Origin of the sequence: Lactobacillus sp. M0390 (assembly GCF_016102085.1) — a bacterium.
In the GTDB taxonomy this organism is placed as follows: Bacteria; Bacillota; Bacilli; order Lactobacillales; family Lactobacillaceae; genus Lactobacillus; species Lactobacillus apis.
Window position 1 is genome coordinate 452,773 of record NZ_JACFPH010000001.1, and the last position, 20,930, is coordinate 473,702.

The 20,930-nt window shown below is 36.8% G+C and carries 19 protein-coding genes and 1 riboswitch; of the genes, 18 read left to right on the forward strand and 1 reads right to left on the reverse strand.

The window, feature by feature from the left end:
* The first annotated feature begins 107 nt into the window (after window positions 1-107).
* The 8 genes from uvrC to H3R25_RS02235 all read left to right on the forward strand — a co-directional run bounded on the left by uvrC (window position 108) and on the right by H3R25_RS02235 (window position 9,128).
* A complete protein-coding gene (gene uvrC, locus H3R25_RS02200) occupies window positions 108-1,910 on the forward strand; it encodes an excinuclease ABC subunit UvrC (protein ID WP_198194186.1) in 1,803 nt (600 codons plus the stop codon).
* 75 nt (window positions 1,911-1,985) lie between these two features.
* Window positions 1,986-3,290: a GTPase ObgE gene (obgE, locus tag H3R25_RS02205; protein WP_046306795.1), complete on the forward strand. Its 1,305-nt coding sequence runs from the start codon at window positions 1,986-1,988 to the stop codon at window positions 3,288-3,290.
* 22 nt (window positions 3,291-3,312) lie between these two features.
* On the forward strand, window positions 3,313-5,232 hold the full coding sequence (locus tag H3R25_RS02210) for an acyltransferase family protein (protein ID WP_198194188.1): 1,920 nt from the start codon (window positions 3,313-3,315) through the stop codon (window positions 5,230-5,232).
* Between the two features lie 12 nt (window positions 5,233-5,244).
* Window positions 5,245-6,186 (forward strand): ribonuclease Z, encoded by a 942-nt coding sequence (rnz, locus tag H3R25_RS02215; RefSeq protein ID WP_046306797.1) that lies wholly within the window; start codon window positions 5,245-5,247, stop codon window positions 6,184-6,186.
* Entirely contained in the window at window positions 6,179-6,973 is a 795-nt protein-coding gene (locus tag H3R25_RS02220; RefSeq protein ID WP_109715444.1) for an SDR family oxidoreductase, read from the forward strand. Before rnz ends, H3R25_RS02220 begins: the two co-directional genes overlap by 8 nt.
* Before the next feature lie 8 nt (window positions 6,974-6,981).
* On the forward strand, window positions 6,982-7,203 hold the full coding sequence (locus H3R25_RS02225; RefSeq protein ID WP_046306800.1) for a lipopolysaccharide assembly protein LapA domain-containing protein: 222 nt from the start codon (window positions 6,982-6,984) through the stop codon (window positions 7,201-7,203).
* A gap of 114 nt (window positions 7,204-7,317) precedes the next feature.
* Window positions 7,318-7,509 carry a 50S ribosomal protein L32 gene (gene rpmF, locus H3R25_RS02230; protein WP_046306801.1) on the forward strand — a complete coding sequence of 64 codons (192 nt, stop codon included), beginning with the start codon at window positions 7,318-7,320 and terminating at the stop codon, window positions 7,507-7,509.
* Between the two features lie 71 nt (window positions 7,510-7,580).
* Complete coding sequence (locus tag H3R25_RS02235; protein ID WP_198194189.1) at window positions 7,581-9,128, forward strand: bifunctional UDP-sugar hydrolase/5'-nucleotidase; 1,548 nt, start codon at window positions 7,581-7,583, stop codon at window positions 9,126-9,128.
* Between the two features lie 44 nt (window positions 9,129-9,172).
* On the opposite strand, the gene H3R25_RS02240 is transcribed toward H3R25_RS02235, so the two are convergent.
* Window positions 9,173-9,379, reverse strand: a complete 207-nt coding sequence (locus H3R25_RS02240) for a YjzD family protein (protein WP_109715446.1) — start codon at window positions 9,377-9,379, stop codon at window positions 9,173-9,175.
* A 105-nt stretch (window positions 9,380-9,484) separates the two neighbouring features.
* Here H3R25_RS02240 and H3R25_RS02245 point away from each other — a divergent pair, with 105 nt between their 5' ends.
* From H3R25_RS02245 to H3R25_RS02290, 10 genes are all read left to right on the forward strand, one after another.
* Window positions 9,485-12,613 carry a DNA polymerase III subunit alpha gene (locus tag H3R25_RS02245; RefSeq protein WP_198194190.1) on the forward strand — a complete coding sequence of 1,043 codons (3,129 nt, stop codon included), beginning with the start codon at window positions 9,485-9,487 and terminating at the stop codon, window positions 12,611-12,613.
* 166 nt (window positions 12,614-12,779) lie between these two features.
* Window positions 12,780-13,739, forward strand: a complete 960-nt coding sequence (gene pfkA / locus H3R25_RS02250; protein ID WP_046306809.1) for a 6-phosphofructokinase — start codon at window positions 12,780-12,782, stop codon at window positions 13,737-13,739.
* A 30-nt stretch (window positions 13,740-13,769) separates the two neighbouring features.
* The gene (pyk, locus tag H3R25_RS02255) at window positions 13,770-15,539 is read left to right on the forward strand and encodes a pyruvate kinase (RefSeq protein ID WP_046306812.1); all 1,770 of its coding nucleotides are present in this window, start codon (window positions 13,770-13,772) and stop codon (window positions 15,537-15,539) included.
* Window positions 15,540-15,701: 162 nt separating this feature from the next.
* Window positions 15,702-16,589, forward strand: coding sequence for a S1 RNA-binding domain-containing protein (locus tag H3R25_RS02260; protein ID WP_198194191.1), 888 nt, complete (start codon window positions 15,702-15,704; stop codon window positions 16,587-16,589).
* Window positions 16,582-17,481: a site-specific tyrosine recombinase XerD gene (gene xerD, locus H3R25_RS02265; RefSeq protein ID WP_109715450.1), complete on the forward strand. Its 900-nt coding sequence runs from the start codon at window positions 16,582-16,584 to the stop codon at window positions 17,479-17,481. Before H3R25_RS02260 ends, xerD begins: the two co-directional genes overlap by 8 nt.
* A gap of 8 nt (window positions 17,482-17,489) precedes the next feature.
* Complete coding sequence (locus H3R25_RS02270) at window positions 17,490-17,843, forward strand: hypothetical protein (RefSeq protein WP_046306817.1); 354 nt, start codon at window positions 17,490-17,492, stop codon at window positions 17,841-17,843.
* Window positions 17,844-17,846: 3 nt separating this feature from the next.
* Window positions 17,847-18,584, forward strand: coding sequence for a ScpA family protein (locus H3R25_RS02275; RefSeq protein ID WP_198194192.1), 738 nt, complete (start codon window positions 17,847-17,849; stop codon window positions 18,582-18,584).
* Window positions 18,574-19,182, forward strand: coding sequence for an SMC-Scp complex subunit ScpB (scpB, locus tag H3R25_RS02280; protein WP_198194193.1), 609 nt, complete (start codon window positions 18,574-18,576; stop codon window positions 19,180-19,182). Before H3R25_RS02275 ends, scpB begins: the two co-directional genes overlap by 11 nt.
* Window positions 19,182-19,901 carry a pseudouridine synthase gene (locus H3R25_RS02285; RefSeq protein WP_074425397.1) on the forward strand — a complete coding sequence of 240 codons (720 nt, stop codon included), beginning with the start codon at window positions 19,182-19,184 and terminating at the stop codon, window positions 19,899-19,901. Before scpB ends, H3R25_RS02285 begins: the two co-directional genes overlap by 1 nt.
* Before the next feature lie 26 nt (window positions 19,902-19,927).
* A riboswitch (FMN riboswitch) is annotated at window positions 19,928-20,042 on the forward strand.
* A 103-nt stretch (window positions 20,043-20,145) separates the two neighbouring features.
* Window positions 20,146-20,829, forward strand: coding sequence for an ECF transporter S component (locus H3R25_RS02290; RefSeq protein WP_232349868.1), 684 nt, complete (start codon window positions 20,146-20,148; stop codon window positions 20,827-20,829).
* The last annotated feature ends 101 nt before the right edge of the window (window positions 20,830-20,930 follow it).

The window sequence follows — 20,930 nt, forward strand, 5'->3', positions numbered from 1 at the left end:
GTGACAAGCTAGTATAAAAATAGGTAGTAAGAATAAAAGCTGACAGAATCACTAGTTCGTATTTTGTGTTAAAATTGATAAAGCAAATTTAGAGAAGGGGTGATTTTTTGGCGTCAGAATTAATTGAAAACAAGTTAAAACTTCTTCCTGCTAAACCTGGTTGCTATTTGATGAAGGATATCAACGGGAAAATAATTTATGTTGGAAAGTCAAAAAATCTAAAAAATCGAGTACGTTCTTATTTTAAGAGCACCCAAGTTGGTCGAAGGGCTGAATTAGTTAATGAAATTAGGGACTATGATATTATTACCGTTTCAACTGATAAAGAAGCCTTTCTTCTAGAAGTAACTTTAATTAAAAAGTATCAACCGTACTATAACGTTCAGTTGAAGCAGGGTACAGGTTATCCCTACATTGAAATTACCAATGAACGGGATCCGCAGACAAAACTAACTAGTATTGTTAGAAAAGATGGCGGCTATTATTTTGGTCCATATCCTAATGTTTATGCTGCTCAGGCAACTCTGAAATTTATTCAAAAAGTTTTTCCTTTAAGAAGGTGTAACGGTAAGCAAAAGCGACCTTGCTTGTATTATCACATGGGTCAATGCCTAGGAGCATGTTTTAAGACAGTTCCTAAATCAGAATATGATGCCCAAATCAAAAAGATTAAAAGCTTTTTGAACGGTGATATTGCTTCTGTTAAGCAAGAGTTAAATCAAAGAATGGAAGAGGCGTCGCAAAACCTTGAGTTTGAGCGAGCAGCTGATATTCGTGATCAACTCAAATATATTGAAGAAACAGTCGAAAAGCAGAAAATCATTTCTAACGATAATACTCAACGCGATATTTTTAATTTTTACGTTGATAAATCATGGATTTCAGTTCAAGTGTTTTTCTTACGCCAGGCAAAATTGCTTAGAAGAGAAACAAGAATGTATCCTTTGACAGATACTGGTGATCCTGAAGACGCTTTTGCATCAGTTATTGTTCAGTTTTATGGTCAGAAAAATCGAGTTCTTCCTAAGGAAGTTCTTGTACCTGAAGGAATTGATAATGAAGCCTTAAGTGAAGTATTAAAGGTCCCTGTAAGAACACCAAAAAGAGGGCAAAAACGCGCACTCTTAAAGATGGCTAAAGAGAATGCTAAGCTTAAACTCGATGATAAATTTCGTTTGCTGGAACTAGGAAATAGAAAAACCAAAGGTGCGCAAAAAGAAATTTTTGATGCACTTGGCTTACCGTATGGCCATGTAATCGAAAGTTTTGACCACTCTCATATTCAAGGAACAGATCCTGTTTCTGCTTTGGTCGTTTTTAAAGACGGCGAACCAGACAAAAATTCTTACCGAAAGTATAAGTTAAAGGGAGAAGTTGAACATCAAAATGGTGGCGATGAAGTTCGCAATACCAGAGAAGTTGTGCGTCGAAGATATGGAAGACTTTTACGTGAGCATAAAGCGATGCCTGACTTAATTTTAATGGATGGTGGTCAAATCCAAGTAGATGCTTGTCAAGACGTTTTACGTAATGAGCTGAACCTTAATATCCCTGTAGCAGGAATGGTTAAAGATGATAAGCATAGAACCAATCATCTATTGTATGGTGATCCGATTAACGGCGTGCCAATGAAACTGATTCCACTAGATCCAAAATCACAAGGATTTTATTTGATGACTAGGATTCAGGATGAAGTTCACCGCTTTGCAATTACATTCCATCGGCGGACACATGCGAAAAATGCTTTATCGAGTAAATTAGACTCAATTAAAGGAATTGGTCCGAAGAGTAGAAACAAGCTATTGCGTCATTTTGGCTCAATTAAGAAAATTAAAGAAGCATCAATTGATGAGTTGCGCGAAGTAGGTTTGACACTCCCGCAAGCACAAACAGTAAAATTAACGTTATAGCAATTAAATTACCACAAAAGAGCTGCTTTTTTGTGGTATAGTAGTAAAGTTAGAGAAGACGGAAGGAGAATTAGCATGCCTACATTTGTCGATCAGACTAAGATAGAAGTTCAAGCCGGTAAAGGCGGGGATGGTATGGTTGCTTTCCGCCATGAAAAATACGTTCCTAATGGCGGACCCGCTGGTGGAGACGGTGGCCGTGGTGGAAGCATTATTTTTGTTGCAGATAGCGGCTTAAGAACTTTGATGGATTTTCGTTACCGGCGCAAATTTAAAGCTGAAAGCGGTGAAAATGGCCGTATCAAATCACAATACGGTCGCGGCGCAAAGGACTTATATTTGCGCGTCCCGATTGGAACAACGGTATATGATTTTGATACTAATGAAGAAATTGGCGATTTAACTGAAAATAAGCAGGAATTAGTTGTTGCACGTGGAGGCCGTGGAGGTCGTGGAAATATTCACTTTGCTACAAGTGTCAACACTGCACCTGAGATTGCCGAAAATGGTGAGCCTGGTGAAGACCGTGTCTTGCGTTTAGAGCTAAAGGTTCTGGCAGACGTTGGCTTAGTTGGCTTTCCATCAGTTGGTAAATCAACTTTACTTTCTGTTGTTACCAAAGCCAAACCAAAGATTGCTTCATATTCATTTACCACATTAACTCCTAATTTAGGGATGGTCATCTTACCAGATGGTCGAGACTTTTCAATGGCTGACTTGCCTGGATTAATTGAAGGTGCAAGTCAAGGTGTTGGACTGGGAATTCAGTTTTTACGACACATAGAGCGAACAAAAGTTATTTTACACTTAGTATCAATGGATCCTGAAAATGGTCGTGATGCACTTGAGGATTATCAAAAAATCCGTAAGGAATTGTTGCTCTATGACGAAGAACTTAAAAACAAAAAAGAGCTAATTGTAGCAACACAATTGGATATTCCTGGTTCTGAAGAAAAACTGGCTGAATTTAAGGAAAACTTGAAAGAGGCAGGCATTACGGAGCCGGTATATGCAATATCTAGCGTTACGCATCAGGGAGTTGATGTCTTAATGCAGGATACAGCTTCATTAGTCGAAAAAGTTGAAAAAGAAAAAGCCCAAGAAGAACCAAAAGCTGTTCAAAAAGTTAAAGAATATCGTTATAGTTCACCTAAGAAGAATGAATTTACAGTTATCAAACTTGAAGATCATGTTTTTGAAATTAAGGGTGAAAGTTTAGAGAATTTAGTTAAACGTACAAATCTTGATTATCAAGACGGTGTTGTCCGTTTAGCACGTAAATTGAAAAACCTTGGTGTGGATGAAGCATTACGTGAAAAAGGAGCCGTTGACGGCGACGATGTAATAATTGGCACATTTAATTTTGAATTTGTGCAATAATTAAAAATAGAAAAGTAGAAAAATGGCAAAAAATCGGTTTATTACGGGATATTCTGGACTCAGAGCGTTAGCAGTTATCGGTGTGATTTTATATCACCTGGATCCTAATACTTTTATTGGAGGCTATCTTGGAGTGCCGATTTTTTTCGTTTTAACAGGTTATTTGGTTACATGTCAGATACTTAAATCTTATGATGAGGAAGGATACTTTGACGTTAAGAGATTCTATCTAGGTAGGTTAAAGAAGCTATATCCATCTTTAATTGCTGTTTTATGGCTAGCTGCTGCTTATATTATTTTATTTCAACGAAATTTATTAGCGAAATTAAATCAAATTGTTATTGCTAATCTATTAAATGTCTATAATTTCTGGCAAATTTTTAACGGGCAGAGTTATTTTGAGCGTTTTGCGACAAATGAATCTCCCTTCACGCATTTATGGACAATGTCAATCAACGGACAGTTCTATATTTTATGGCCACTAGTGATTTTTTTACTCGTAAAATACGGTAAAAAAAGGAAGAGAATCTTTGAAATTCTTTTTGGTATGTCCATCCTTTCCGCGTTGGAAATGGCAATAATGTATAAAACCGGCGTTGATCTTAATCGGATATATTATGGGACTGATACACGCTTCTTTTCACTTGGTCTAGGTGCCGCGTTTGCAGTTATTTGGCCAATGGACAGAATGAAATCTCGAATTGAGCAAATAGATACGACATTACTTGATATTGTAGGTGCGATATCGCTAGTTACGATGCTCTTTCTCTTCTTTGGTCCAACAATGAATCCAGAAAAGGGCTTCCCATATTATGGCGGCATGCTACTGTTCACTATTTTTACTGTTATTTTGGTTGGCGTCATTGCTCATCCGGGAAGCCATTGGAATAGCTGGCTGACTAATCCAATTTTTAATTGGTTGGGCTCTAGGAGTTATGGTATTTACCTGTATCAATTTCCAATTATGATCTTTTTTGAAGATAAGGTCACTAATATGGCCGATCATGTGGTGTTATACCGACTAATTGAGCTATTATTAATTTTAGTATTCAGTGAAGTTTCATATCGTATTATTGAAAAGCCACTGGGGAAGATTACTTGGGCTAAATGTAAAGCTTTTTTCTTCAGATTACGTGACTTGGATGCCAAAAACAATTTTCTTAGAATAAGAACAGCTTTAATTGGCTTAGTTTTTATCGTTGGTAGTATTGCAATGCTTGTTTCGCCAACGGTTAAGGCGGAAGACTTTAATAAATCCCAACTTGCCTTAAGAATCAGTGCAAATCGAAAGCAACAAAACAAAGATAATAAAGCTTTGATTGCAAAAATGAAAAAGGCAAAAAAGAAGGATGAAAAAAAGAGCAAGCTGATAGCTCAAGCGAAGCGAAGTGCTAAAAAGCATCCTTTAAATCGGTCCTATACAAAATATGGGATTAGCCAAGTTGACCTACAGCTGGGACAAAAAGTGCGCCTTACTGCAATAGGTGATTCGGTCATGGCCGGTTCGAGTAATGACTTAACTAAGTTAATGCCGAAAGCAATTATTGATGCGGCTATTTCACGTCAGCTAAATGTTGCTTTTGGATTGGTTAGTCAATATAAGGCCCAACATGCACTTGCTGACAATGTGCTAATTGGCTTAGGTACAAATGGGCCATTTGCCATGTCTGATTTAGAGCAGTTGATGAAAGAAGTTGGTCCAAAGCGCCATGTTTTTTGGATAAATACACACGTACCAAATAAACCATGGCAGAATCAAGTAAATAAATTACTGGCACATGCGGCGAAACGTTATCACAATCTTACAATTATTGACTGGTATGATTTTTCTAAAAATAAAACTGACTGGTTTTACGAAGATTTGACTCATCCAACACCAATAGGATCAAAGTACTACAGTGCTTTAATCGTCAAAACAATCACAAAAAACGCCAAATATTAGAACGAGGGACATATGGAATTAGAATTTTTAGGAACGGGTGCAGGGCAGCCATCTAAGCAGCGCAATGTTTCGAGTATTGCACTTAAAATGTTAGATGAAATTAACGAAATTTGGTTATTTGATGTTGGAGAAGCAACACAGCATCAAATTTTACGTACAAATATTAGATTGCGAAAAGTGACCAAAATTTTTATTTCTCATAATCATGGTGATCATATTTTTGGGTTACCTGGTTTGCTTGCAACCAGATCGTTTCAAGGAGATGTAGGTCCGATAACTATTTATGGTCCTCCAGGACTAGAACAGTTTGTTCGCACTGCCCTTAAAATTTCGCGTACAAAAATATCCTATCCAATCAAGTTTGTTCAACTTGAAGAGGGTGGTCTAATATTCCAAGGCCAAGGATTTAAAGTATATGCAGAAAAACTTGCGCATCGTGTTCCAAGCTTTGGTTACCGCGTAGTTGAAGATAACCATCAAGGTGAGTTGCTAATGAGTAAGTTAACGCAATATAATATTCCTAATGGACCATTACTTGGTAAACTTAAAAATGGTGAAAAAGTGACCTTAGACGATGGTACAATATTGGATGGAAATGATTTTTTAGGACCAAGTAAGCCAGGTAGGATAATTACAATTATTTACGATACTCGTTCTACGCCAACAATTGCAAAGCTTGCTAAAGATGCTGATGTATTGGTCCATGAATCAACTTTTGCTGGTCATGAAGCCGACTTAGCGCATTCATATTTTCATTCAACAGCGGTTGAAGCAGCTAAAATTGCGCGCGATAATGGAGTAAAGAGCTTATATTTGGATCATATTTCAGCCAGATATTTAGGGGCAAAAGCCAGAAAACTAGTAAATCAAGCCGAAAAAATTTTCCCTAATACGAAATTAGCGAATGATTTTGACCGGGTAATAATTCCAATGGAGGGTGAGCAGAATGAGTGACTCATTAAGAAATAAGGTCGTGGTTGTTACTGGGGCATCCAGTGGCATAGGCCATTCAATTGCTTTAGAAAGTGCGGGACGCGGTGCAACCGTAATTTTGATAGCACGAAACAAAGAAAAGTTGGAAAAGGTAGCAGCTGAGGCACATGAACTATCTGGTGCACCAACTTACAGCTTTGTTACTGATATGAGTGAAAGTGAGCAAATTGATGCTACTTTCAAGGACATTGTTAAAGTAACTAAACATGTTGATTATTTAGTTAACTGTGCCGGCTTCGGTAAATTTGAAAATTTTGTTGAAATGGATCGCCGTGAAGTTACTGCAATGTTCCAAGTTAATGTTTTGGGCTTGATGTACTTTACTAGATTGATCGGAAGACTAATGATGGACCAAAAGACTGGTCAAATCATTAACTTTGGTTCAATGGCTGGCAAGGTTCCAACTGTAAAATCGGCTGCTTATAGTGCATCAAAAGCTGCCGTAATTCAATTTTCAAATGTCTTACGTCTAGAACTAAAGCCATTCGGTGTTAAAGTAATGACGGTCAATCCTGGCCCTGTTTATACGAATTTCTTTAATATTGCTGATAAAAGTGGTGAATATGTTAAAAACGTTGAAAGATACATTCTTGATCCTGATGATGTTGCTTGGCAAGTGGTTCACTTCTTTGGTAGCAATAAGCGTGAATTAAATATTCCGCTTAGTTTGGCCACTTTAGCTAAGCTTTATAATCTATTTCCATCAATTGGGGATAAATTATCCCTTAAGTTTGCCTCAAGAAAGTAGTGCGATAAATGAAAAATAAGACAAGACAAATAAAATTGATCTTAATCTTGATCCTTACTCTTTTAGCAGTGATTTTTGTCGTACTTAATACCAAAAATGTTGCAATCAATTTCGGCTTGTTTAATGTCAAGGTACCACTAATTATTATTTTAGTGTTAATGATTATTATAGGCGTCTTAATTGGCTGGTTTTTTGGAGCAAATGGGCATAAAAGGGACAAGAATAACTAATATATCTTGATTTATTTAAGATACAATAGTATCATTAACAAACGTGAAGTGTTTTAGGCACTGTTTTATTAGTGACCTAAAAACGTAATTCTACAATAAAGGAGATCAAATAAAATGGCAGTTCCTAAGAGACATACTTCTAAGCAAAAGAAACGTTCACGTCGTGGCCATATCAAGTTAGCTGTTCCAGCAATGCACTATGATGCAACTACTGGTGAATACCGTTTGAGTCACCGCGTTTCACCTAAAGGTTATTACAAGGGTCGTCAAGTTGTTAGTGAAACTAACGCAAGCGACAACAACTAATTTAAAGACACCTCAATTAAGGGTGTCTTTTTTTTACCTAAAATTTGTTCACGTAGATAGGATTAGACAAGATGGAATTAGTTTTCTTAAGTTCAAGTGATTTACATGGTTATATATTACCGACAGACTATCAAAGTCGCCAAGATTGCAATGCTCCTTTTGGATTAAGTAGGGTTAGTAGCGTCATCAAGCGTGAACAGGAGACGTATGGAAAGGATAATGTTGTCATTACTGATTCCGGCGATTTTCTGCAGGGCTCGCCATTAGCCTCATTTGCTCGATCAGCTAAAAATATTGTGCAGGTGAAAGAATTTCTTTCTTTATATAATGCAATCGACTATGATGCGCGGTGCTTGGGCAACCACGACTTCAATTATGGACTTAATTACTTAAACTACTGCATTGATAATAGTAGAGCGCCATTTGTAAATGACAATGTTTTAGATGAAAAAAACGGTCAACCAGCTTTTGGAAAAGACTATTTAATCGTCAATAAAAATGGAATCAGGGTAGGATTAATTGGTTCTACAACTAAAAAAGTTCCTTCATGGGAACCTACGGAACATGTCGCGGGGCTTAGATTTGCCTCTGCATTTGCTCAAACAAAGTATTATGCGCAAATTCTACGCCCACAAGTAGATGTTTTAGCCGTAATTTATCATGGTGGCTTTGAAGCTGATCCCGAAAGTGGTATGCAAACTGAACCAGCAACAGGAGAAAACGAAGGCTACAAAATGCTGGCTGAAATTCCAGAAATTGATGTTTTCCTGACAGGGCATCAGCACAAAAAGATGAGTGCGGTAGTTAATAACACAGCAATTGTACAGCCAGGATATCGCGGTGAAGCCGTCGGAAAAGTGGTATTAGAGATTGACGAACAGACTAAAAAAATCATCTCTAAAAAGGCAATGTTGATTGATACTGCAGAAGCCACTCCTGATTCAGAAATTATTAATCTTTCTACGGATTTAAACAAAAATACACAAAAATGGCTGGATCAGCCGATAGCAAAGTTAAGCCAGTCAGCACCAATTGAAGATGCAAATAAAGCGCGGATTGAGGGATCACCGTTTGTTAACTTGTTACAGCAAATGCAACTTTATTTTACTGGAGCAGATGTTTCAGCCACTGCAGTGATGAGTGAAACGGCGAAAGGCTTTAAACAAGAAGTAACAATGCGTGACATTTTGCTAAATTATCCGTATTCCAATTTGTTATGCAAAGTAAAGGTTTTAGGCTCTGAACTACGAGCAATTGTTGAACATAGTTTATCTTTTTTAAAAAAAGATGATCTAGGAAAAATTAGTTTTGCACCTGAATATCAAGATTTATTATTTAACTTTGACGTTTTTTATCCAATTGACTATGAAGCTGATCTTGATAGAGAAGTAGGCCAGCGCTTAACCAAATTTGAGCTAAAAGGCAGAGCAATTGAGCCAGAAAAGAGCTACTACTTAGCAGTTAACAATTATCGGGCAATGGGTGGCGGCTTTTATCCATGTTATAGTCAAGATAAAATTGAGGAAACACTTGATAAAGATTATGTCCAAATGTTTCAAGAATTTTTAACTCAAGCAAAGATACCAGTTGATCCAAGAAAAAATTATAAATTTTATTAAAACAAAAAAGCCGCTAGCAGTCTATGCTAGCGGCTTTTTAAGATCTATTTTAGCTTAGTGTATTGACTTTTATCTTTAACAGAATGAGCTGTAATTGTTGGGATAATAGCGGCAAATAGAACACCAAAAATCACACCAATAATAGCAGCTTCACCTAGGTTGAAGACGTTTTGCGTTAAAGGAGCCGCAATAAAGCCCACAATTAACATATAAACAACGCTCCAACAGATGGTTACAATATAACGTCCCATAGTGTTGCCCTCTTTCATAGGAGAATTTTAGCAAAGTTTGGGCAGGTTTTCAAACTAAAAGAGTAGTTTTTGGTATACTAATTTTAATAGAAGGGAAGATGCCAAATGAAAATTGCTGCTTTACAAAATACAAGTTCTTTCACACTTCTTGAAAGTCCAATTAAAATTAAAGATCTTTTAATTGCCGCTAAAAGTGAAGGTTATGAGGCAGTTAGCCTAACTGACATAAATGTTACCTATGGTCTAGTTAACTTTTTTGAAGTGGCGCAAGATGTTGGCATTAAACCTATTTTAGGGATGCAGCTCAGATTAAACGGCCTAATTGATAATTCGCACCAATATGACATAATTGCATTGGCAAAAACTGATGAGGGCTATCGCAACATTCTACGCTTATCTAGTAGGATTAACTTATTAACTGAGAATGGGGCTAATAAGAAAATACTAACTTTAGACAAATTGGCTAAAGATCTTGGTGATTTAGTTTTAATTGTTCCGGCAAATTCATATAGCGAGTTGCTTAATTTACAAAAGCAGGATGACCAGCTCGGCAACGATTTTGTACGAAAGCTGCTTAATTTGGTGCCAGAAACAAGCTCTCTGTACTTGGGAGTATATGGCTCGAAAAAACAGGAAGTTTATCTTACATATGTTAAAGAACTGGCTAAACAGTTTAAACTACCAATTGTTAGCCTGGAAGATACCAACTACCTGAAACCGCATGATCAATTTTTAAAGAAAACATTACAGGCTGTAAAAAATGGTCTTGTCATGGAAGACATCGAATCACTAGCTAAGCAAGAAGGCTCGCATTATTTACCAAGTACGCAAGAATTAAGCATCAGGTACCATGATTTGGACCTTGATGAAGCACTAGAGAATACTTGGAAAATTGCTGAGCAATGTAACGCTAACATTGTTTTTCAAGAACCTGTTTTACCAAAATATAAACAAAACAAATTTCCAACTTCAAAAGAATATCTTACTTATTTGGCGCAAAATGGTTTGCAGGCTCGGTTTAAAAATAAGTCAATTCCTGCTAATTACCAAAAACAACTTGATTATGAATTAGGCATAATTGATGAAATGGGCTTTAACGATTATTTTTTAATTGTTTGGGATGTAATTAATTACTGCCATCGTGCTAAAATTGTCACAGGTCCGGGACGTGGTTCAGCTTGTGGATCACTTGTTTCATATTCATTGCGGATCACGGAAGTTGATCCAATTGAATATCATCTTCTGTTTGAGCGTTTTTTGAATCCTTCAAGACACGAAATGCCTGATATTGATCTAGATATTCCTGATAATCGCCGAGATGATGTTATCAAGTATATGTTTGAAAAGTATGGGATGGATCATGCAGCGCAAATTTTAACATTTGGTACTTTGGCAGCTAAACAAGTTTTACGTGATACTGGACGTACATTTGGTTTAAGTGAAGCTGAAATGAGTAAGTGGTCGCAAAGTGTGCCGTTTTCTAAAACAAAAATTTCACTTGAAGAGTCTTATAAAAATTCTAATAAAATGCGCTTATTGGTTGACGCTAGTTCGAAGAATAAGCTCCTTTTTGAAACGGCAAAGGGGCTTGAAGGCCTGCCAAGGCATTACTCAATCCATGCTGCTGGGTTGGTTTTAAGCGATAACTCAATTGCAGCGATTTCTGGATTGCAAGCCGGTCAGCTCGGTATACCGATTACACAACAAACTAAAAAGTATGTTGAAAGCCTTGGCTTATTAAAAATTGATTTTTTAGGACTCCGTAACCTAACAATTCTGGGTGACACTGTAGATATGATTCAGAGTCAAGGTAAGACAATTGATGTAAATCAAATACCGCTTGATGATCAAAAGACAATGGAAGCTTTCCAGAAAGGGGATACGGATTTAGTCTTTCAATTTGAATCTGGTGGGATTAAGAATGTTCTTCGTGAGCTTCATCCGGATAACTTTGAAGATCTCGTTGCGGTTAATGCTTTATATCGTCCGGGTCCAATGCAAAATATCCATTCTTTTATTGCTCGGAAAAGAGGAAAGGAAAAAGTTACTTATCCGGATCCAAGCCTTAAGGAAATTTTGGCACCAACGTATGGTATCTTGGTTTACCAGGAACAAGTTATGCAAACAGCTCAGATTTTAGCTGGCTTTTCTTTAGGTGAAGCCGACATCTTACGTCGGGCAATGTCTAAAAAGAACCAGCAAGTCATTGATCAAGAAAAAGATAAATTTATTGAGGGCACAGTAAAAAATGGACGCCCTCGTGAAGTAGGAGAACGTGTATACAGCTATATTGAGCAGTTTGCTAACTATGGTTTTAATCGTTCCCATGCAGTTGCCTATACTAAAATGGCATTTTGGCTCGCATACTTAAAGGTTCACTATCCAGCAGAATTTTATGCCGCAATGCTAAATTCTAATAGTGGTAATCACTTTAAAATTAGTGATTACATTATGCGTGCTCAAGGAGCTGGAGTGAAAATTTTGTCGCCTGATATCAATAAGAGTGATTTAAATTATCAGATGGTTGATGGCCGAATTCTGGTTGGTCTTCGCGCAATCAAGGGTATAAGAATTGATGCACTTAAGGAAATTTTAAAAGCACGCGGAAATAAACCTTTTACTTCATTTACTAATTTTTTGCGTCGAATTGATTCCAAGTTTTTAAAAGTTAAGTTAATTCAACCTTTAATCAAGGCAGGGTGCTTTGATAGTTTAAATAATAATCGAAATGAATTACTCAAAAATAGCCCAGAGATTATTGAAAATATTGAACTAACTGGTAACAATTTGGCTTTATCGGAAAGCTTGGGTGGCGTACCAATAAAACCAGCTGAAGCACCAACTAGTACTGAAAAAGCTGATATGGAGCAAGAAGCACTAGGCTTTTCGACCATGACATCACCAATAGTTGCGGTACAAAAGTATGCCGAAAAATTTCATGCAAAAGCACTTAATGAGTTTGAAATTAACGAAATTGGTGTCGCAGTAGGAAAACTGATGACATTAAAACTTGTCAAAACTAAGAAAAATACAACGATGGCATTTGCTAATTTTGTTGATTCTTCAAGTAGAGAAGATATTGTTATTTTTCCAAATGTTTATGAAAAAGCCCAGTCTATTTTAAAGGAGGGTGATATTTACCTTCTGAATATTAAAGTTCAAAATGATCGCTTTGATTCAAGTAAAAAACAATACGTTTTACTGAACATAAAAGTAGTGAACTTTAAGGGATAAAGCGTTTTTTCTAACAATTTTTGGTGAGTAATGACTGTTAGCGCTAACAAGCAAAAAGACCGATAAAACGGTAAAATAAGTCATTTTTTTGAGATTTTTTTGGCAAAGAATGTTAGAATTTAGTGGATGTGAGAAATTACACAATAAATATTAATGAGGTGAATTCATGAAGCGAATTGGTATTTTAACGAGCGGCGGCGATGCTCCCGGCATGAATGCAGCTGTTAGAGCTGTTACTAAGACTGCAATTCATAACGGGCTTGGTGTCGTTGGTATTCGTTATGGCTTTGCCGGGTTAGTTGCTGGTGACTTTGTTACGCTTACTGCTGAAAACGTTGACCACATGATAAGTTTAGGTGGCACATTTTTATATAGTGCACGTTTCCCAGAATTTGCACAACCAGAGGTGCAAAAAAAGGGAGTTGAACAACTAAAGAAGCATGATATTGACACTGTTATCGTAATCGGCGGTGATGGTTCTTATCACGGTGCCTTAGCCTTAACTCGTCTTGGCATTAACTCAATCGGTTTACCAGGTACAATTGATAATGATATTCCATGTACTGACTACACAATCGGTTTAGATACTGCCTGCAATACTGCGTTAGAAGCAATTGACAAGATTCGTGATACTGCAAGTAGCCACCACCGTGTGTTCATTGTTAACGTAATGGGACGTGGTTGTGGTGATATTGCTATGCGTGTTGGTTTAGCAAGTGGTGCCGATGCAATTGTTGTTCCTGAACGTCCATACGATGTTAAAGAAATTGCTGAGACACTTAAGCGAGGCTTTGCAGCAGGTAAGGATCATGGTATTATCGTATTAGCTGAAGGCGTAATGGATGCCGAAGAATTTAGAACTGAACTTCTAAAATACGGTGACTTTGACGCTAGAGCTAATATCTTAGGTCATATGCAACGTGGTGGATCACCAACAGTTCTGGATAGAGTTAATGCAACTAAGATGGGTAATTATGCCGTTAAGTTGCTTCTCGATGGTAAAGGCGGTTTGGCTGTCGGCATGGAGAATGGGCAACTTGAAACACACGATATCTTAGACCTGTTTGATGATACTCATCGCAGTGATGAGACGTTATTAGATATAAATGATGAAATGACTAAATAATTTAGTCGATTTTGGGGAGAATTTTACATAATGAAGAAAACTAAAATTGTTAGTACTTTAGGGCCAGCTTCAAACGATATTGAAACTATTACAGCTTTGGCTAAGTCAGGCGTAAACGTATTTCGTTTCAACTTTTCACACGGTGATCATGCTGAGCATTTATCACGTATGAAGATGGTTCGCCAAGTTGAAAAAGAAACTGGAATACTTCTTGGTATTGCTTTGGATACTAAAGGTGCTGAAATTAGAACCACTGATCAAGAAGGTGGCAAGTTCACTATTAATACCGGTGACGAAATCCGCGTTTCAATGGATGCTTCAAAACCTGGTAATAAGGACATGATTCATGTTACTTATGAAGGTCTATATGGTGATACTCACGTTGGTGGTCATGTTTTAATTGATGATGGTTTAGTTGATTTATTAATTAAAGAAAAAGACGACTCTAAGAAAGAATTAGTTTGTGAAGCTCAAAATACTGGAGTTATTGGTTCTAAGAAAGGTGTTAACGCACCTGGTGTTGAAATCCGCCTCCCAGGAATTACTGATAAAGACGCTGATGACATCAAGTTTGGTCTAGAGCACGGTATTAACTTTATCTTTGCCTCATTTGCACGTAAAGCTCAAGATATTCTTGATATCCGTAAGCTTTGTGAAGATGCTGGTTGTGATTATGTTAAGATTTATCCTAAGATTGAATCACAAGAAGGTATTGATAACGCAGACGAAATTTTACAAGTTTCAGATGGTTTGATGGTTGCTCGTGGTGACATGGGTGTTGAAATTCCATTTATCGATGTACCATTTGTTCAAAAGGACTTAATCAAGAGAGCTAATGCACTTGGCAAGCCAGTTATCACTGCAACCCAAATGCTTGACTCAATGCAAGAAAATCCTCGTCCAACTCGTGCTGAAGTTTCTGACGTTGCTAACGCAGTACTTGACGGTACTGACGCAACTATGCTTTCAGGTGAATCAGCAAATGGTCTTTACCCAGTTAAAGCTGTTTCAGCAATGGCTGAAATTGACGAAAGAACTGAACAAGAACTTCTTAAGCGTAACACTTTAGCTCTTCAAAGATTTGAAGAATACAAGGGTTCAAACGTTACTGAAGCTATTGGTGAATCAGTTGTCCGTACTGCTCAAGAATTAGGTGTTAAGACTATCATTACTGCAACTAACTCTGGCTACACTGCAAGAATGATTTCTAAATACCGTCCAAATGCTAACATCTTAGCTTTGACTTTTGACGAAAAGATTCAACACTCACTTGGCATTTGCTGGGGTGTTCAACCATTACTTACTGAAAAACCTGCTTCAACTGACGACATGTTTGATGTAGCTGCTAAAGTTGCTAAAGAACAAGGTTACGTTAAGGATGGCGACTTAGTAATCATCGTAGCTGGTGTTCCAGTTGGTGATTCAGGTACAACTAACTTAATGAAGCTTCAAATCATTGGTAGCAAATTAGCTCAAGGTTTAGGCGTTGGTAACGGTTCAGTTGTTGGTAAAACAGTTGTTGTAAACAGTGCTGAAGAAGCAATTAGCAAGACTAATGAAGGTGATATCCTTGTTGCTAAGAACACTGATCCTGATTACATGCCTGCTATTAAGAAGGCTTCAGGTTTAGTTGTTGAAGCTTCAGGCTTAACTTCACATGCTGCAGTTGTTGGTTTATCACTTGGTATTCCAGTAGTTGTAGGTGTAACTGATGCAACTGAAAAGATTGCTGGTGGTACTACTGTTACTGTTGATGCTCGTCGTGGTGCAATTTACCAAGGTGAAGTTTCAAACCTTTAATTAATAACTTTAAACGAAAAAGTCAGCTTAGTTAGCTGGCTTTTTTGTTTTGCTTTTTTCTTATCACCTTGTAAATAAATTAAATTGCTTCTTAAGAAAAATATTACGTGGTAAAATGTTATACTTAGTGAATAGAATATGTAAAATTAAAGGGAGAATTTTATGCTTGGCACAATTGCAAAAGGAAAGGTCATCGATCAAAATGATGATGCCTATTACGTTCAAATTGAGGGTGTTACTTATGAGCTGAAACGTAAAGAAATAACTCAAGAAGAACCACCTAAACTTGGTGATGAAGTAAAAGGCTTTCTGTATGACGATAAACAGCACAATCGCCAAATGACCCAGTTTTTACCTTTTGCTCAAGCGGATCAGTACGGCTGGAGTAAAGTGACAGATGTAAGGTTTGACTTAGGGGTTTTTGTTGATATCGGGTTGCCTGATAAAGATGTTGTTTTATCAGTCGATGATTTACCTTTTAACAAAGATGTATGGCCAAGAAAAGATGATCAGCTTTTAGTTCATCTTGAAACAGATGATAAAGACCGTATCTGGGCCAAGCTGGCAGATGAAGATATTTTTGAACAACTTTCAGCTCACTTTCCAACTGATATGAAAAATAAAGATGTCTTTGGAACAGTGTATTCTAGTCGCGATGTAGGTGCTTTTGTCATTACTAGTGACTATTATTTGGCTTTCGTTCATGCTTCACAAATGGCACAGCCATTACGTGTTGGTGAACAATTTAAAGGTCGTGTAGTGGGCATTAGTCAATATGGACGCTTAAACTTAAGTAGTTTGCCGCGCGCATTTGAAGAAATTGATGATGACGCTCAAATGATTCTGATGAGCTTACGTCGTAAAAGAGATAAGACCTTGCCTTTTTATGACAAGTCAGATGCTCAGAAAATTAAAAACTACTTTGGCATTTCTAAGTCAGCTTTTAAACGTGCTGTGGGCCATTTACTTAAAAACAGATACATTTCAGAAGATAAGGAAGCAGGATCGATTACTTTAATTAATGATCCTGAAGCTGAAGAAAATGAATAAACTGCAAGAAGATGTTGAAGATTATCTGCGCTATAGTCAAATTGAACGTGGATTAAGTGATAATACAATTTTTGCTTATCGACAAGATCTAATGGATTTCTTGGCCTTTTTGAAAAAAGAAGGACTCGATTCTTGGCCAACAAAAGCGGTTGATATAGATGCTTTTTTAGCCGAACAGCGTGATTTAAATAAAGCAACAAGTTCGATTAGTAGGATGATTTCAAGTCTAAGAAAATTTTATCAATGGCTGGTTAGGCAAAACATTCAAAAAATAAATCCCATGCTTGAAATTGATTCACCCAAAAAAGAACACCGTTTACCTGTAGCATTAAGTGTTGATGAGGTAACAAAGTTGCTTGATCAACCCGATGTAACTAAAAAATTGGGCATACGAGATCGAGCCCTGTTAGAAACTTTATATGCAACAGGAATTAGGGTGAGTGAACTAATTAATTTGAAATTTAGTGACCTGCACGAAGAACTAAAGCTGCTGAAAGTATTGGGCAAAGGATCAAAAGAACGTCTGATACCAATTAGTGATGTGGCAATTTCTTGGATTAAGAGTTATCAGGAGAAAGTAAGAGATCCGCTTCTTTTAAAATCTGGCAAATACACCGACACCATTTTCCTGAATAATCGTGGTGGTGCATTGACTAGACAGGCTGTTTGGCAAATTATTAAGCGTTATTGTCAAATGGCTGGAATCAAGAAAAATGTTACTCCACATACATTACGCCATACTTTTGCAACTCACTTGCTTGAAAATGGTGCTGATTTAAGAGTGGTGCAAGAAATATTAGGGCACTCAGATATCAGTACGACGCAGATTTATACTAATTTATCGCAGCAGCATATTTTGCAAGTGTATGCTAAAACACATCCACGAACCTAGGTGATTGTATGCTGATTCAATGTAAAAAAGATAAAGAAAAAGTGGCAATGGGCTTATTGTCCTACTTGCCAGATTTTAAAAATTTGGATAATTTAAGAGACGAAATTGAACTCAATAAAAATAGTGAAGAATTTCGGCTGTTTTTGTATCGGGATGATGATCCTAACTTTGTTGGTGTAATGGGAACTCAATGGGATAATGAGTTTATTGTTGTACGTTATCTCTCACTGGCGCCAGATTATCGTCAAGCCAAAACAGAGAGTAAAATAATGCAAGAATTGGCAAGCAGTAATCCGAACAAAAAGATTACCGCCGTACCAGAATACATTTATTTAGTAAAATATTTAACTAAAGATAATTAAAAGATGAACAGTAATTTAACTTTAGAATTACCAAACTTTGAGGGACCATTAGATTTGCTCCTTCATTTAATCAAATCGCAAAAAATTGATATTTATGATATTCCGATTGCACAAATCACTAGTCAATATTTATCCTATTTGCATGAAATGCAAAGATTAAATTTAAAAATTGCTGGTGAGTATTTTGTGATGTCCTCAATGTTGTTACGAATTAAGTCACAGTCTTTATTGCCCAAAAACGATTTTACGGAAGATGAGGGGCCTGAAGAAGACCCAAGGGATGAACTTGTTCAACAATTAGTGCAGTACTCAGTTTTTAAAAAGATTTCTGCTTATTTTAAAGAACGAAATGAGGAGATTCCGATTACTGCTGCTAAAGAAGAAAGTGTTCCGCAAACTAAAAAAGTTCAGCCGCTACCATTAGGACAAATTACCTCTTCAGAATTGGCAAATACCTTTATTGTGGTTCTGCAGCGGTTAAAAATTAGACAGCCTGATGCTGTCTCGGTTGACGTCAAGGAAACGCCAATTACCGAAATGATTGATTACTTACACCAAAAATTGGCTACACAACGAAAAATTAGCTTTTTTTCTTGTACGGATAAAATGAAGAATTTATCTGATGTAATCGGCTTGTTCTTAGCATTACTTGAGCTTTGTAAAAAGCAGGAAATCAGAGTGCAGCAGGCACATACCTTCGGTGACTTAGAACTAGAAAGAATAGACCAAAATGATAAGTAAAATAGCTCAATTAGAGGCTCTACTATATGTGGCAGGGGATAGCGGCATACTAACCAGTAACTTGTGTGATCTGATGCAAGTGGAGCATGCTGCATTGCGAGAACTGGCCAAGCAGTTAGCTGACAAACTAAGTAAAGACCCTGATTCTGGCCTCCAGGTATTGTATATAAATCACAGCTATAAATTAACTACAAGGCCTGAAGTAAGTGAGTTAGTCTCGAACTTTTTCCAAAAAGATGTTACAAAAACACTCAGTCAGTCGGCACTTGAAATTCTGTCGATAGTTGCTTATAAACAGCCAATTACTAGAGTTGAAATAGATGAAATTAGGGGAGTTAATTCCTCAGGTGCTTTGCAAACCTTGGTTTGGCGCGGTTTGATTAAAACTGAAGGAAAAAAAGATGTTCCAGGACATCCAAATTTATATGTAACTACAACGTACTTTTTACAATATTTTGGCTATCAAAGTTTGGCTGATTTACCTTTAATAGAAGATTTTGAAGATGAGAGCATTAACTCTGAGGGAGAAATTGATTTATTCTCTGCAAGAGGAAAAGCTGATGAAAATATTGCCAAGGCACAAAAGGGAGAAAAATAATGGTCTTACAACGATTACAAAAAGTTATTGCGGAAGCAGGCATTGCTTCACGTCGAGGTGCTGAAAAAATAATTCAAGAAGGTAGGGTAACGGTTGATGGTAATGTCGTTACTAAGCTTGGCACAAAAGTTGATACTTTCAGTAATATTACCGTCGATGGTGAGCCAATTGAGCGTGAGAGTCTGCATACATATCTTTTCTACAAACCGCGAGGCGTTGTTTCAACCGTTAAGGATGATAAGGGACGTAAGACTGTGGTTGACTTCTTTAAAGACGTACCTTATCGGTTATATCCAATTGGTCGTTTAGACTATGATACGTCAGGCTTGTTATTAATGACAAACGATGGTGAATTAGCTAACTTGATGATGCATCCACGTAACAAGGTAGCCAAAGTTTATGTAGCTAAAATTGAAGGTCAATTAACACCGGAAGAAATTAAAAAATTATCCTCTGGTGTAGAAATTGATCATCGTAAAAGCTCACGTGCCAAGGTTAAAGTTGTTCGCACTGATAAAAAGAAAAAATTCCAAATTGTGCAGCTTACTATCCACGAAGGACATTACCATCAAGTTAAGCGAATGTTTAAAGCAGTTGGGCATCAGGTTATTAAACTGTCACGTGAGCGCTATTCATTTTTAACTTTAGAATCTCTTGTTTCAGGAAAATATCGTGAATTATCTCATGCTGAAGTTGACAGGCTAAAGCATGTGGACTAGTATATGTTTGTAATTAAATATAAGTTTGTTGTCTTCATGGCAGGGTGAAAATCCCGACCGGTGGTGAGAGTCCACGACCCACGTAAGTGGTGGAATCAGTTATGATACCGATAGTTAAAGTCTAGATGAAAGAAGACAGACTAAACTTAAGCTGTGAATGATGTATATGAGATATGGGTTCATTCCATTTAAGCGGGTCTGTTGCTAGGAGCAACAGACCTGTTGTTTTTTGGAGGAAAACATATTGAAAAGAAAAAATACTAGTAATTTAGCCAATATTATTGCATACGCTTTAATCGGTACAATTGCATTCATTTTAATGGAAATTGCTTTTCCGTTGCCTGTTGCCAGTTTTTTGAAGTTTGATTTTTCGGATGTTATCGTGACAATTGGAACATTTTTATTTGGACCTTTGCCTGGCTTGTTTATCGCTTTTATCAGAATGGTAATTGATTTGATATATAAGGGTTTCGCGTTACCAAGTATTATTGGTCAATTAGCTGCTTTACTTGCATCCATGTCATTCGCACTACCGTTTTACTTTGTTACTAAAGATCTTTCTGTTGACGAAAAAAGCACAACAAAAAGGCATCTGAAGCCACTTTTGGGAATATTAATCGGGATTGTCGCAATGACAATTGTTTTGGCAACATTGAATGCACTTGTTCTAACACCAATTTATGCTGTATCAACAGTACCAAATCTACCTGCTATTCACGGTTATTCTGGTTTACTTAACTTCACAGAAAAGGTTTATTTAGGGCAATTACTTCATATTCCATCAATGAGTGCTTACATTTTCGGAATCATTGTGCCATTTAATTTATTAAAAGGTGCAATTAATGGTGTAGTTGTATTCTTACTATTTGAAACTGTTTTAAGAAGCTTAAAACCATTCGTGCGTAAATATTTCAAGTTAAATAAATAAGTATGAGAAGCGTTAGGATTTTCCTAGCGCTTTTATTTTTCTTAAACATGTTGTTTTTATTTCAACATCTAGTATAATATAACTTGTTAATTATAAACCAA